General features: G+C 46.3%; 12 protein-coding genes. 11 read left to right on the top strand and 1 reads right to left on the bottom strand.

All coding sequences use genetic code 11. The annotated features are described in order from the left end of the window. The first annotated feature begins 148 nt into the window (after positions 1-148). From DZC51_RS00890 to DZC51_RS00875, 5 genes are all read left to right on the top strand, one after another. A complete protein-coding gene (locus DZC51_RS00890; RefSeq protein WP_157293472.1) occupies positions 149-1,513 on the top strand; it encodes a cytochrome ubiquinol oxidase subunit I in 1,365 nt (454 codons plus the stop codon). Beyond that, positions 1,510-2,538, top strand: coding sequence for a cytochrome d ubiquinol oxidase subunit II (locus DZC51_RS00885; protein WP_157293471.1), 1,029 nt, complete (start codon positions 1,510-1,512; stop codon positions 2,536-2,538). Before DZC51_RS00890 ends, DZC51_RS00885 begins: the two co-directional genes overlap by 4 nt. Positions 2,539-2,559: 21 nt before the next feature. Next, positions 2,560-2,682 carry a cytochrome bd oxidase small subunit CydS family protein gene (gene cydS, locus DZC51_RS16320; protein ID WP_255448091.1) on the top strand — a complete coding sequence of 41 codons (123 nt, stop codon included), beginning with the start codon at positions 2,560-2,562 and terminating at the stop codon, positions 2,680-2,682. Between the two features lie 159 nt (positions 2,683-2,841). Further along, positions 2,842-4,206, top strand: a complete 1,365-nt coding sequence (rlmD, locus tag DZC51_RS00880) for a 23S rRNA (uracil(1939)-C(5))-methyltransferase RlmD (RefSeq protein ID WP_157293470.1) — start codon at positions 2,842-2,844, stop codon at positions 4,204-4,206. Between the two features lie 167 nt (positions 4,207-4,373). Continuing rightward, positions 4,374-8,639, top strand: a complete 4,266-nt coding sequence (locus DZC51_RS00875; protein WP_157293469.1) for an SMEK domain-containing protein — start codon at positions 4,374-4,376, stop codon at positions 8,637-8,639. Between the two features lie 282 nt (positions 8,640-8,921). Here the strand turns inward: DZC51_RS00875 and DZC51_RS00870 are convergent, their stop codons facing one another. Then, a complete protein-coding gene (locus tag DZC51_RS00870) occupies positions 8,922-10,538 on the bottom strand; it encodes a thiamine pyrophosphate-binding protein (RefSeq protein ID WP_157293468.1) in 1,617 nt (538 codons plus the stop codon). A gap of 162 nt (positions 10,539-10,700) precedes the next feature. Here DZC51_RS00870 and DZC51_RS00865 point away from each other — a divergent pair, with 162 nt between their 5' ends. From DZC51_RS00865 to DZC51_RS00840, 6 genes are all read left to right on the top strand, one after another. Beyond that, positions 10,701-11,108, top strand: coding sequence for a DUF1259 domain-containing protein (locus tag DZC51_RS00865; RefSeq protein ID WP_157293467.1), 408 nt, complete (start codon positions 10,701-10,703; stop codon positions 11,106-11,108). Between the two features lie 121 nt (positions 11,109-11,229). Then, the gene (locus DZC51_RS00860) at positions 11,230-12,012 is read left to right on the top strand and encodes an OsmC family protein (protein ID WP_157293466.1); all 783 of its coding nucleotides are present in this window, start codon (positions 11,230-11,232) and stop codon (positions 12,010-12,012) included. A 113-nt stretch (positions 12,013-12,125) separates the two neighbouring features. Further along, complete coding sequence (locus DZC51_RS00855) at positions 12,126-13,088, top strand: tRNA dihydrouridine synthase (RefSeq protein WP_157293465.1); 963 nt, start codon at positions 12,126-12,128, stop codon at positions 13,086-13,088. A gap of 89 nt (positions 13,089-13,177) precedes the next feature. Further along, positions 13,178-13,864: a YjjG family noncanonical pyrimidine nucleotidase gene (locus DZC51_RS00850; RefSeq protein WP_157293464.1), complete on the top strand. Its 687-nt coding sequence runs from the start codon at positions 13,178-13,180 to the stop codon at positions 13,862-13,864. Positions 13,865-13,969: 105 nt separating this feature from the next. Next, entirely contained in the window at positions 13,970-14,332 is a 363-nt protein-coding gene (locus DZC51_RS00845) for a hypothetical protein (protein WP_157293463.1), read from the top strand. A gap of 86 nt (positions 14,333-14,418) precedes the next feature. Beyond that, entirely contained in the window at positions 14,419-15,117 is a 699-nt protein-coding gene (locus tag DZC51_RS00840) for a DUF2711 family protein (protein WP_157293462.1), read from the top strand. The last annotated feature ends 14 nt before the right edge of the window (positions 15,118-15,131 follow it).

The following is a 15,131-nucleotide window of genomic DNA, read 5'->3' as shown; positions in this document are numbered from 1 at the left end:
CGTGTACAAGAAACAGGAACGCTGGCTCATGTGGCTCGCATTCGCCGTGGCAGCCATCATGCTGCTGTCGATTGCCGGCAGGATCTTCGGGGGATGACTAAGTGTACATACCCTATAATCATGCACATTAAACGAGGGGGAAGACGGAATGGGAAATGAAGAATCGGTATTCTTCTCGAGGGTCCTTACAGAGCTGACCCTGAGCTTCCATATCATCTACGCCACGATCGGCGTCGGTGTACCGCTCATGATCATGATCGCGCAGTGGGTGGGCATCAAGAAAAACGACGAACATTATATTCTCCTCGCACGCCGCTGGGCGCGGGGATTTGTCATTACAGTCGCGGTCGGGGTCGTGACCGGGACAGCCATCGGCATGCAGTTGTCGCTGCTCTGGCCGAACTTCATGGAGCTGGCGGGGCAGGTCATCGCGCTTCCACTGTTCATGGAGACGTTCGCTTTCTTCTTTGAAGCGATTTTCCTCGGGATCTATCTCTATACATGGGACCGGTTCGACAATCAGAAAAAGCACTTGTTGCTGCTCGTCCCGGTTGCTCTCGGGGCATCATTCTCGGCTGTATTTATCACCATCGTGAACGCATTCATGAACGCGCCGCAGGGCTTCGATCTAGTGGACGGCGAGCTCGTCAACATCCAGCCGCTTGTCGCGATGTTCAACCCGGCGATGCCGACGAAGGTGGCGCACGTGGTCATCACCGCCTATATGACATCCGCATTCATCCTTGCCGCCATCGCCGCCTTCCGGCTGCTCAAGGGCTCGGATCACGTGTACCACAAAAAGGCGCTGTTCCTCACGATGAAACTCGGACTGATCTTCTCGATTGGCGCCGCGATTATCGGGGACTTCTCGGGGAAATACCTCGCCGAGTACCAGCCGGAAAAACTGGCTGCCGCGGAATGGCACTTTGAGACGGAAGGCGAGGCGCCGCTCATGCTGTATGGCGTGCTCGACGGCCAGGAAGTAAAGTATGCCATCACGATTCCGTACGCACTCAGCATCCTCGCGCACTCTGACCCGACGGCGGAAGTGATCGGGCTGAACGAATTCCCGGAAGACGAGATCCCGCCGCTCTATATCCACTATCTGTTCGACACGATGGTGACGATCGGGATGCTCATGATCATGGTTTCCGGCCTGTACTGGCTCGGCAAACACATGAGGTGGCGGTTTATCCACTCACGCTGGTACCGCTGGCTCATCGTCGCAGGCGGCCCGCTAACAGTCATTGCGATCGAAGCCGGCTGGTGGTACGCGGAAGTCGGGCGCCAGCCTTGGATCCTGCGAGACATCATGAAAGTGCCGGAGGCCGCCACGACGAGCGGCCATGTCGATACGATGCTTTACCTGTTCGCGACGCTCTACCTGATCCTCGGTGTCGGCAGCGTCGTCGTGCTGAGGCGGATGTTCCGCAAAAACCCGGTCGAACGCGAGATTGCCGACCGCGAAGCGGAAGTCCGTGAAGGTACCCGGAAAGGCGGTGATCACCGATGAGCCTTGAAGTGCTTGGCATCACGGTCCTCATGACGTTCCTGTTCGGTTACATCATCGTCGGCGCCATAGACTTCGGCGCGGGATTCTTCAACGCCTACAGCCTGCTGACGGGGAAGGAGCACATCCTGACGAACGTCATCCAGCGCTACCTGTCACCGGTGTGGGAAGTGACGAACGTCTTCCTCGTGTTCTTCTTTGTCGGGATGGTCGGATTCTTCCCGTCGACGGCATTTTACTACGGCACGACGATGCTTGTACCGCTTAGTATCGCGCTGATCCTGCTGGCAATACGCGGATCGTATTACGCATTTGAAACGTACGGCGCAAGCGGCCATAAGGGTTACTCGTTCATGTACGGGCTCGCCGGCTTGCTGCTCCCGGCGTCACTCTCGATCGTGCTCACGATCTCTGAGGGCGGCTTTATCGATATGGTCGACGGCCAGCCGGTGCTGGATTACGGGGCACTGTTCACAAGTCCGCTCACCTGGTCGATCGTCTTCCTGTCGATTGCAGCGACCCTCTACATCTCGGCGGTGTTCCTCACCTGGTATGCCGACAAGGCGGGGGACCGTGACGCGACGGAACTGCTCAGGAAGTACGCGCTCATCTGGTCGTTGCCGACGATCATCACCGCAGGCGGCATCGTCTGGGAGCTTCGCAGCCACAACGCGGAACACTACAATCAACTGCTTGGCCTATGGTGGATGTTCGCGCTGTCCGGCGCACTCTTTATCGGAACGGTCTACCTGCTCTGGAAACGGCACAACTACGGCCTCGCGGTCTGGCTCCTGATCGGCCAGTTCGCGCTCGCCTTCTACGGATACGGCATAGCGCACTACCCGTACCTGCTGTATCCGCACCTGACGATTCACGACAGCTTCACGAACACGGCGATGGCGACCGCACTCATCATCGCCTTCATCCTCGGGCTCGGACTGCTCATCCCGTCGCTGTACCTGCTCCTGCGCCTGTTCCTATTCAACAAGGACTACGTGAAAGGGCGCAAAAAAGACGAACACGCCTAAAGGGCGAAGGAGGCAAACCCAATGGATGAATTCCTCATGTTCTACGCACCATTCATCGTGCTGATCGGCGCGATCTTCCTCGCCTTCATCGTCGCCCCGATGGACGGAGCGGCGACAAGGCCACCGAAGGAAAAGAAGAAGTGAGAAAAAAGCCGTCCCTGCAAGCGGGGCGGCTTTCGTTGTGGAGAGAAGGGGAAGGGACGATTTTTCTTTCTATCCGACGGACAGACTGACTTTCTCTAATAAAAAATGCCACATTCTGATAAAATAAACCCAACTGCACTGAATCGGAGGAAATTATATATGGCTTACGCAGTCCAACAAAACGACCGGCTGATCGGCGAAATCACCGACCTGACCCATGACGGTTCAGGCGTGGCAAAAATCGACGGCTATCCGCTCTTCATCCCCGGCGCGCTTCCCGGCGAAACCGTCGAATTCAAGGTCACCAAAACCCTCAAGAAATATGGATTCGCAAAGCTCCTCAACATCGTCGAACCGTCCGAAAACCGTGTCGAGCCGCCGTGCCCGGTATTCCCGGAGTGCGGGGGCTGCCAGATCCAGCACCTTTCATACGAGGGTCAGCTGGAGCGCAAGCGCAAAATGGTCCGAGACGTCATGGACCGGATCGCGAAGCTTCCTGATGTCCCGGTCCATCCAGTTAAAGGCATGGAGCATCCATGGCGCTACCGGAATAAATCACAAATCCCGTTTGCCGAGCGGGACGGAAAAGTTGTCGCAGGTTTTTTCCGCCGAGGCACCCACACGATCATGGACACCGAGACGTGCCTGATCCAGTCGACCGAAGCCGATGTCGTCATGCGCACGATCAAGCACAGCCTGCACGAGCTTGGCATCAAGGCGTATGACGAACAAAAGGACAAGGGCTTCCTGCGCCATGTTGTCATCCGGAAAGGGAAGGCGACCGGTGAAACGATGGTCGTCCTCGTCACCCGGAACCGCAAATTCAAGAAGAAGGACGAAGTCGTCGAACTCATCCGCAGTGTCGTGCCGGATGTGACATCGATTGTCCAGAACGTCAACGACCGGAAGACAAACGTCATCATGGGCGATGAGACCATTTCGCTCTACGGACCGCCCGTCATTACCGACAAAATCGGCGGCGTCACATTCGAAATCTCCGCCCGCTCGTTCTACCAGATCAACCCCGACCAGACCGAAGTCCTGTACTCGCAGGCGCTCGACTACGCCAACCTCAGCGGGAACGAAACCGTCATCGACGCCTACTGCGGCATCGGCACCATCTCGCTCTTCCTCGCCAAGCAGGCGAAGGAAGTGTACGGCGTCGAAATCGTCCCTCAAGCAATTGAAGATGCCAAGCGCAACGCAGAAGTCAACGGCTTCACGAACACACATTTCGAAGCCGGAGCGGCTGAAGACGTCATCCCGCGCTGGTACAAAGAAGGCAAACGATTTGACGTTCTTGTCGTCGACCCGCCAAGAAAAGGCTGCGACGAGCACTTGCTCCGGACCATCCTCGAGTACCGACCGAAGCGCCTAGTCTACGTCAGCTGCAACCCAGCCACACTCGCCCGCGACCTCCGCATCCTGGAAGACGGCGGTTACAAAACGAAGGAAGTCCAGCCGGTGGATATGTTTCCGCAGTCTAGTCATGTTGAAGCAGTTTGCAACTTGGAATTAAGATGAAGGTATGTTGCAATAAAACTTAAACTTTTATGAATGAAAATTATAAGTAAATTCTTAGTTCAACCTCTCACTTCTTATTTAAAGGGGAGGTATGAAGAGTAGGAATAAAGGAATAAAAATCTAAAGCACATTAAAACTAATTGAATTTGGTTAATTTAAACTGGGGGATGGATGATGAGATGAATAGAAACAAAAATACGGCTTTGTTTATAAAATATTTAGTAAGTCTAAATGAATATATAAAAGAAAACGGTCGATTAAACCTATTATCTGATAATGTTCATGCAGAAAATTTTTATAGGGATTTACTAAACTATTTATTCGAATTTAATCTATCCAACATGAATGCTGAAAATCAAAATGCAGCAGGAATTGATTTGATTGATCGTAAGTTAAAAATAATAATTCAGGTTTCTGCTAGTTGTACAAAGAAAAAAATAGAATCATCTTTATCGAAAGATATAATAGCTGATTATAAAAAAAATGACCATGAAATGAAGTTTTTGTTTATTGGGCAGCAGAATGAAAACATTAAAAACGCTGTATTTTATAATCCGTATAATATTAAATTCAGCCCAAAGGAAGATATTTTATTAACAAAAGATTTAACTAAAAGGTTTCTAGATCTAAATATCGACAGTCAGAATAAAATAATAGAACTAATGTCGAAGGAATTAGATATTAATAGCCAAGATACATCTATATTAAGGGACAATTTAATTGATAATCAGTTATCTGCTAGCATATCATCCCTAGGTCCACGCTATACCCCTAAGCTAAACATTGAGACCGAAAATATGCTTGTATTTGAAGCATTAACAATGAGTGAGTGGTTTATAGAAGAAAACTACAAATATTTTAATAAGATTGTTTATAGCATTGAGGAAAATATTGAAAGCAATTTAAGAAGTCTCAAGGGCAAAGAGATTTATCGTGAATTTATGAACCGAATAAATGTGGATTTAACTAAGATTAGAGAATTTCTCGATAGTGATAAAAAGTTCGAGGAAATGCTTAGCCTGTTAAAAGAAGCACACTTAGTTTTGGATAAGATTCAATCATCGTCAGATCCGTATCCTTTTTACGAAGCTAACATTGAAAAAGAAGATAAAGATACTCTAATAAAGTATTTCGGAGAGATTGATAAGGTAATTTTGAGCTTCAAGAAATTTTTAAATAAAACATGTTACCAATGTTTATATGATCCATACTTATTATTTTGCGGAGAAGCTGGAATTGGTAAGTCGCATTTATTAGCAGATATGGCAATAAAGAAAAGAGCAGAAAACCATATTGTCTTTCTTTTTTTGGGCCAACATTTTTCGAGTCAAATGGATCCTTTAAAACAAATGCTAGAAAGTTTGGATTTTACAGGATCAACTGAACTATTTCTTTCAACAATAAATAGGGAAGCAGTGAGGACTAATAAACGTGCGATTCTTATAATAGATGCATTAAATGAAGGAGAAGGAAGAGGGGGACTTTGGAGAAATCATCTCCAAAAGTTCATAGACAAGATAAAAGATTATCCAAGTATTTCATTTGTTTTTTCGATTAGAACTCCTTTTATATCCAAAATACTCCCAGAAAATTTTATAGATACTAATAAAATAACGAAGTTCGAGCATTTTGGTTTTAGTGAAGACAACTATAGTCCAATTACAGCTTTTTGTTCCTACTATAAAATTGAAGAACCAGCTTTCCCTTTATTAAACCCAGAGTATAACAATCCGTTATTTCTGAAACTTGTATGTGAATTACATGCCAGTAGAGATCATAATTCATTTGATCAGAACCTTAAAATATCTAACCTGTTTGCATTTATAATAGATGACGCAAATAAAAAGTTGTCTGATTATAATAGGTTGGATTTTGACTCAAATCTTACTGTAGTACATGAGATACTTCGGGAAGTAATAAGCGTACAACATAAGTCTGTTTATAGAGAAATGGATTATATGGATGTTTATAGAGCAATAAGACAAGTTGCTGCAGACTTTACAAGATTTGAAACAAAAGTGTTAGAAGCCTTAATTCAGGAAAATATATTAATGGACTCGGTTGATTATAAAGGAGAACGAATTGTCTATTTTGCCTATGAGCGCATGGGTGATTATTTGTTGGCCAATTATCTACTGGAACGATACAAAACAAAAGACCGGACGAGAGAAGAATTAATTAAAAGCATTAGTACAGATAAAAATATCAAAAAATACTTTAACACAGAAGCCGATGTATCCTTTAACGTTGGATTGTTAGAGGCATTAATGGTTGTCTTAGCAGATGAGTTTCATATTGAGTTATTTGAAGTTTTCCCTACATATAAAGAAGACTTTACTTTTATGGAGTCATTTAACAATAGCTTAATTTGGAGAGATGGATCAAGCATTACTGAAATCACCAAAGAATATATAAACAAACATATATTCCATTATAAATATACTCTAGAAAGTTTTTTAGATGTTTTAATTCAGAAAAGTTGCGTATTAGAACATCCATTAAACGCTAATGCATTATTTAAAATCTTGTCAGGAAACGCAATGCCGATAAGAGACGCTTTTTGGACTACAAAAATATCAAGTAGGAATATCGATATTTTAAAAATTATTAACTGGGTTAGGGAAAATAGCACTAGGATAAATCCTAAGACAGTGGAATTATACCAAATAACATTGATTTGGTTTTTAAGCTCTACAAATAAAGAGGTTAGGGATTCTAGTACGAAGAGTTTAGTAATTTTATTTAAAGAGTTCCCCGAAACAGTACTAAACATATTGCACAAATTTAATTCTGTTGATGATCCATACATTTTAGAGAGACTATATGCAGCTGTATTGGGAGGGGTAGTTAGAAGCAAGAATCATCAAGTACATCCTAACATTGCAAAATATATATACAAAGAAATTTTTTGCAAGAGTGAAGTATATCCACATGTTTTATTAAGAGATTATGCTAGACAAACAATTGAATTTATATTATTAAGCTATGACTTACCTGAATTAGATAGAGAAAAAATTACTCCACCTTATAAGAGCAAGTGGTATAAAAAAATCCCTACGAACGATGAAATTGATCAATTAGAAAAAGAATATACTAAAGATAATAACACTCGAGAAGCATACTCAGTTAATAGAATAATTTCTTCTATGACAACTGAATATGGTAGAGGTGTCGGTGGATATGGAGATTTCGGTAGATATGTTTTTGGTTCAAAAGTTACAGCATGGAAAAATCAATTTGATAGTGACCAAGATCTAAGTAATATAGCGATAAAAAGAGTTTTTGAAATGGGGTATGATATCGGACTACATGGGGAATTTGACATGCGTGTCAGTAGTTTTGATAGACATTCGAATGTAACTGAAAGGATTGGCAAGAAATATCAATGGATTGCATTCCATGAATTAATGGCAAAGCTGACTGATAACTTTCCGACATTTAAAGAAGAAAAAATATATACGAAGGAATATGGAGAATATAAAGAGAGAAATATACTAAAACAGTGGGCTGTAATTGAAGGTAAGGAAGAACTAGAAGAAGAAATCGAGGATATTCTTAATGAAGAAGAACATATAATTAAAGTTAACAAAACCTTTAATCCAAAATACTCTGGACCTTGGGAACCAACTATGCGTGATATTGATCCAACTTTTTTATTGAAAGGTATTAAAGAAAAAGAATTAGAATTAATTCCAAGCCAGCTACCAACAGAAACAACAATTGAATGGGTAAAAGATGGTTCACTTTTCGATGATACACATAAGTATTTGGAGTTAGAGCTTAATAACACTAATTTTCTTGCATTATTTTCACATTTTAATTGGGCAATAAAAAAAGAGGATGTTCCTTATAATGAAAGAGACTCGATAATATTCCGGGCAAGTGCATTTTTTGTTAAAAGTAGCAATAAAGAGGAAGTTGTAAAGAGAAGAAGGGAGTCTATTGATGGCAATGGCGTACCATTGCCAAGCTCATACAATATTTTTGCTTATGAGCATTATTGGAGTGAATCTTATAGTGACTTTGAAAAAGAGAGAGCCAGCTACAAGGATAATGATGTATTACCTGCTTGTCATGAGTATTTCTGGGAAACAGATCACTCATTCGATGACGGCGATAGTGTGACTTATGTACTGCCAGCTCAAATTATTGTTGATCATTTTGCTTTAAAACAACAAACTGAAGGAGTCTGGCAAGATGAAAATGGAGATATAATATGTTTTGATGCTAGACTATTAGGATATGACAGTTGTTTGTTAATAAAAAAGGAAAATTTAATAAAATTCATTGAAGAAAATGATTACTCGTTAATGTGGGGCGTCTATGCTGAAAAAGTTGCTAAAAGCCACTATCATGAATGGTGGTATACAGTAGATTATAATAAGGGTATGTTCCAAAAGTATATTTCAGATGAAAAAAATTTAAAGTATTAAATTAACAAATGTCAACAATACGGTTCTGTCGCCGTGTAGTTCACAGCAATGAAAGTGCTGCATGAAGACGTTTGTTTGATGCTGTACTTGTACTTGAATAAAGAAAATGAGCTAACTCCCTACGATGAAGTGCAGTTGTCAGATATTCCTGAAGCGGTGAAATTCTAGAGTAATCGAGGAAGCCCGTCCACTTAACTGTGAACGGGCTTTTTTGAATCCTGTACACATGGATGAGCCTGTAGAAAAGATGAGTGTCCGTTGATTTACGGCCGCCGTTTCTGTTTATTCCGTCTCAGGGAAAAATACCTGAGCTGTGGGGATATCCACGAGTGACGGACCGTTTGAATTGAGTGCTTCTTCCAGCACTGATTCAATCTTCGTATCCGACTCGGGTCGGAATGCTTTCCAACCACACGCTTCTGCAAGTTTGACGAAGTCAGGGTTGGTGAGGTCTGTTCCGATGTCTTTTGTCCCCATTACATCGATTTTGTCTTTCTCCATCTGCAGGGATTCGTTGTTCAGGACAACGACAGTGATATCGAGTCCGTACCGGATGGCGGTCATCAGATCTGCGAGCACCATCTGGAGTCCTCCGTCACCGACAATCGCGACGATCTGTTTGTCCGGATGGATCAGTTTGGCTGTCATAGCGGCAGGGAGTCCGAAGCCCATGGTCCGCCAGTAGCCGGAGAATACGGTCTTCTGGTTGGTCTGCCGGAAGTTGCGGTTTGTCCATACGGTGTTGTCTCCTGTATCCAACGCAAGGATGGCGTCCGGCGCAACGGTTTTGTCGAGCGCACGGATGATCCGTGAAGGGTGGACAGGGAATCCTTCGCTGTTTCCTTCCTCCTCATTCTGCCGGGCCCATTTTTCTTTGACTTCCTGGCACCGGGCCACCCAGTCATCAGAACGGGAGAAGCCTTCAAGATGCCCATTTAATAAAGGAAGCACTTCTTCCGATGTGCCGACGATTCCCAGTTCCACAGGAATATTCTTTTCGACCTGGTTAAAGTGGGGATCAATCTGGATCAACCGGGCATTAGTCGGCACATGCCCTTCAGGCCACCAAGTGGTTCCCGCAAGAAGGACCACATCCGATTCCTTAAATAACTCGGAAGCATGCGGATTGCCGCCTTCGCCGATTCCTTGCAGCATGAGTGGAGCGGATTCTTCAAACAATCCTTTGCCACCCAGGCTTGCCAGGATGCCGGCGCCCCATAATTCGGCCAGTTTCTGAAGTTCTTCGGAGGACCCGGCGGCCCCGGAACCGGCCAGAATCATCGGCCGTTTTGCTGATTTCATGATGGTCGCCGCCTTTTCCAGACTTTCTGCCGTAAAGACGGTGGTGCCTTGTATGACTTCGGCCAATGGACGAGGTTTTTCCGTTGTCTTCTCCATGAACAGATCCTTTGGCACGGACAGGTGGGTGACCGCCCGTTGCCTGAGAGAAGTGGCCACCGCTTTTTCAAGGAGGTCGACCGCCGCATCCGCACTTGCCAGGTTCTCGGAATAAGCGACAAACGGCTTCATTAGATCCTGCTGGTTGATGAACTGCGGAGTCGCTGTTCCGTATTTGTCAGTGGGGGCCTGTCCGGTGAGGGCAAGGACAGGTGCGCGGTCTGCATGGGCATCACCCAGCCCGTTCAGAAGATTGGTCGCTCCCGGGCCCATCGTCGCCGTACAGATGCCCAGCCCTCCGGTCAGCTTCGCTTCGGCGGATGCCATGAAGGCAGCCGTTGACTCATGTTTGGTTGTTACGAACTGGATCTTATCCTGTTTGGCCAGTGCGTCGATGAACCCGATCGTGGCATCGCCAACGACCCCATAGATCCGTTTCACGCCGTACATCGCCAGTTGATCAAGCAACAATTCTGCAACGGTTTGTTCTGTTTTTGCCAAAATGAACCTCCTCGTCGATTCCATTTTTACTACCATTAGTTCTTCCACTAACGGATACCAGGCAAACTCGCTGGCAAAATGCTGAAAACCATTCTTCACAGATCCCGAAAAGTTTCCGTATGCTACAGAAATGACGGAGAACTGATAAAGGGGACGGGGATAGTGGTTGATAACGATCAACTCTGCAAACAATTTGCGCAGATTCTCAATGGTCAGGGCAAGTGGGAAAAAGGGGGATGTACGGTTTCTCTTCATCGGACAATGAACACCACCGTTCTAGGGAAAAAAAGCACCCGGCTTATGACGGCCAATGTGTCGTTCGAATCTCTCGATCAAACTGGCCGTGCGTTGAATCTGGCGGAAGTTGCCGTTCTCCAGGAGGAAGTTCCAGTATTCATTCGAACATTGTCGCAGTACGGGCTGATCGTCAGTGCGCTCCATAATCATTGGCTATTCACAAATCCATTAATCATGTATGTTCATATTCAGTCGGTTGAACCGCCTCTCGACTTTGCGAGAAAATTGGCGTATGCTTTCCAGTTTTTGAGCATCCCTTTTTCGGACCACTAAGCTTTTGATCCCAATCCGAGACAACCCGCCCCAGGAAAAAATCATGCTACACTATAAACATTCAATAGCAGCGCATGCTCCTAGGCATGTAACACAAAAATCACGTGACAGGAGAATCAGCATGACACAAAACCAGATGGCCGTACTGCATGTAAACGGCAGAGCGGGTAAGGGCTTGGAGAATACGGTCAGTGTGAGGGACCTTCCGGCTTTTTCCGTTGATGAACCTGAGCGGCTCGGCGGCACCAACACCGGTCCCAACCCCCTCGAGTATTTCCTTGGCGCGCTCTCGGCCTGCACGTCGATCATGACTTCTTATGTGGCGAAGGAACAAAACTTCAACTATGAGGGACTCGAGTACGACGCTTCCGGAACCTTGGATCCGCGCGGTTTCCGCGGCGTGGAAGACGTACAGACTTATTTTCAGTCTGTTGAGCTGAATATCGTGGTCGAGACCGGGGAAGATGAGGAGGCTTTGGAACGTCTTAAAGAGGCGGTCGAAAAAAGATGTCCTTTGTACAATCTTCTGAAGGACGCCGGTGTTGAAGTAAACAGTAATTGGTCAATTGCTGCACCAACGGTCCGTAAAGAGAAATTGCAGGGCGAAGCGTTGTGGAATCGGTTGATTACAGAAATTCCGTCAACAGGAACTGAATTACAAACATCAACGGGTCTTTGGTTTACCGTTTCAACAAATAACGGGTATTTATATGTTGACAAGGCCACGAATAATCAGCCGTCCAGCAAGCTGTCCATGCAAAGGCCAATCTCCAAAAGTGATTTTATTTTTGTGAATTCGTACTATGATCGTTGGAAAAATAAAGAGGCTGGAATCAGGCACGAGGTAAGCAGTAAATCACAAAACACCGCATATATTTTTGCCCTTATAGAAAAATATATGTAACCAAAATATTTACTAAAGGATCGAAAATCGTTTATAGTAGTGCATGTCAAATGAGCAAAACAGCAATGGTTATGCGTTTACTTGTATCCGCAACGAGAGGACTGGAGTAAGAAATGAAAGAAAATTTCTGGCGTGATTTACCACGGCCATTTTTTGTGCTTGCCCCGATGGAAGATGTGACGGATGTGGTGTTTCGCCATGTCGTCGCCGACGCCGGCAGGCCGGATGTGTTTTTCACCGAGTTCACGAACTCGGACAGCTACTGCCATCCGGAGGGAATCAATAGCGTTCGCGGCCGCCTGCTGTTCACGGAAGACGAGCAGCCGATGGTGGCGCATATCTGGGGGGACAAGCCTGAGTATTTCCGTCAGATGAGCATCGGCATGGCGGAGATGGGATTCAGCGGCCTTGATATTAATATGGGCTGCCCAGTACCGAACGTGGCGACAAGAGGGAAGGGCAGCGGACTGATCCTGCGGCCGGACACAGCAGCGGAACTGATCCAGGCGGCCAAAGCTGGCGGTCTTCCTGTCAGCGTGAAGACCCGTCTTGGCTTTAATGAGGTCGATGAGTGGCAGGAATGGCTGGCGCATATCCTGGAGCAGGACATCGCGAACCTCTCGATCCACCTGCGTACGAGAAAGGAAATGAGTCAGGTTGATGCACACTGGGAACTGATTCCGGAAATCAAGGAACTGCGTGACCGTGTAGCGCCCGATACGTTGCTGACGATCAACGGGGATATCCCTGATCGCCAGAAGGGCATTGAGCTCGTGGAGAAGTACGGCGTGGACGGCGTCATGATCGGCCGTGGCATCTTCAAGAATCCGTTTGCCTTCGAGAAAGAGCAGAAGGAGCACAGCACGAAGGAATACCTGGACCTCCTAAGGCTGCACCTTGACCTGCACGATCAATACATTGGGGAAATACCGCGCTCCGTCACCGCCCTTCACCGCTTCTTCAAGATCTACGTCAAAGGATTCCACGGTGCCGGCTCGTTAAGGAACCAATTAATGCAGACAAAATCGACCGATGAAGTACGGGCACTTCTGGACCAGTTTGAATCTGAAGACTGATCGGACAAGCAGTAAAGAGCCTTTTCTGAATGAGAAGGCTTTTTCATTTTGATTGGCAATAGCGAACAGGCGAAAAGGGGGGGACTTGTATGAAACAGTATGATGTGATTTTGTTCGATGTGGATGACACACTTATGGACTTCGACAAGTCCGAGCAGGCGGCATTCGGCAGTGTGTTCGGCAAATATGAGTTGCCTGATGGTCTTGAGCGATACAGGAATAGCTACCGGACAATCAGTGAGGGCCTGTGGCGCGACCTGGAAAACGGAAAACTTAGCCTGGGTGACTTGGGGTCTGAACGGTTCAGGAGATTGTTTCTGGAACATGAGCTGGATATGGATGCAGTCGTTTTTAATCAGGATTACTTAGGTTTTCTTGGTGAACAGATGCATCTGGTCCCCGGAGCCGAGAAGGTCATCGAAGCCTTGTCCCACAAGCGTCTGGCCATCATTACAAACGGCTTCAAGGATGTGCAGTTGTCCAGAATCCGGCAATCCCCATTCAAAGATGCGTTTGAGCAGATCATCATCTCGGAAGAGACGGGATTCCGGAAACCACAAAAAGAGATCTTTGATTACGCGTTTGAGCAGCTACAGGTCACGGACCGCTCTTCCGTGTTGATGGTAGGAGACTCTCTGACTTCTGATATTCAGGGCGGACTGAACGCTGGAGTGGACACGTGTTGGTTTAATCCGGCCAACAAGGAAAACCAAACACCGATTGTTCCCACGTATGAAATCAGTAGGCTAGAAGAACTTTTAGACATTGTCATCTGATGCGAGCCCCAGCAATGGGGTTCGTTTTTTTATTGGTCCGTCTTCAACTGGATTTGTGGTTGTGTGATAATTGGAATAGATTACTAGAGAAGAGGGGGTGCCGGTTTGGATAGCGTTACGGAAACCGTCAGAACGGAGTCCATCCAGTCTTTCCAATCAACCATCCGCAAGATGGAAAAGGGGTTGGCGCAGATGAAGGAAAAAGGCGCCCATACGACCCTGATCGAGAAGCGGCTCCATGCGATGAGGATCGGGCTGGCTGTCTTGGAGAGCACTTGGAACCGGCAGCCTTATCCATACGGGAAAGAGGCATTATCAAAAGCCCGAGATGTGCTCCGCGGTCTGATTCCATCCGTCGAGAAGGCATATGCTAATTCAAAGACCGGCAGCCCCCAGCGGACTCTTCTTGAGCGAAGGCTGAAATCGCTGGAATTGGCAATCCGGGCAATCGATGAACATTGCGGATAATGTGATGTCTCTAAATAAACGATAAGAAATCGTACAGTGACTTGGGCTGAAAATGATATTACCTATCAGAAAAGAGGGGGAACCGGATGGAGGAAGAAGTCAGGCACTTGCCGCCACCGCATAGGTATGCGGTCTGTTCAAATAATGAGGTCCCGATCAAGTCGTTCTATCAGGATATTTTCAGTGATGTCTTTATCTTCTTCCATCCGTTCATCAAGCCGGTGACCTTACCGCTTGAACAGTATTTTTCAGACCCTCGACTGGGAAAGCAAGAGATCATGCGGCACTGTGAAGCTGTCGGGTGGCAGGAGTTTCTAGCGCTGTCCGGAATAAAATCGGTTCGCCAACTGGATATCGGCCTTCGTACTGGGATCAGCGGACTAAAAGAAAAATATGCTGACGAACAGCTTGCTGAAAGAGTCTTTGCAGTGTGCGCGGAGCACCGTCTGGTTCCGCCAACTGAAGGGTTCTTGCCGGAGCTGCTGATCAATGACGTATTGGGAGCAGTGAGTAAAGAGGGGTACGAGTGGCTCTGGGTTGGTGACGAATTTTGCACGGAGCGGAAACTTGAATACATCGACGATCTGATCACAGGGGACACATTGGAAAGACATAATCTATTTACGCATGACCAATCTCTTCTCATCACGACCCATTGGGACAGCCATTTTTCAATGATCTGCTCAAATGACAAAAAGAGGCTGGAGCGGATCGTCCAAGACTGTAACTTGGAAGGCTTCTACTGCGACGACCGGACAGAGATCTACTGGAGCGTCAGAAATTGATCCATAAACAGGGG

The organism is Bhargavaea sp. CC-171006 (assembly GCF_009761675.1).
Taxonomy (GTDB): Bacteria; Bacillota; Bacilli; order Bacillales_A; family Planococcaceae; genus Bhargavaea; species Bhargavaea changchunensis.
The sequence above is the reverse complement of the archived record's forward strand: the minus strand, read 5'-3'. Positions and strand labels throughout refer to the sequence as shown.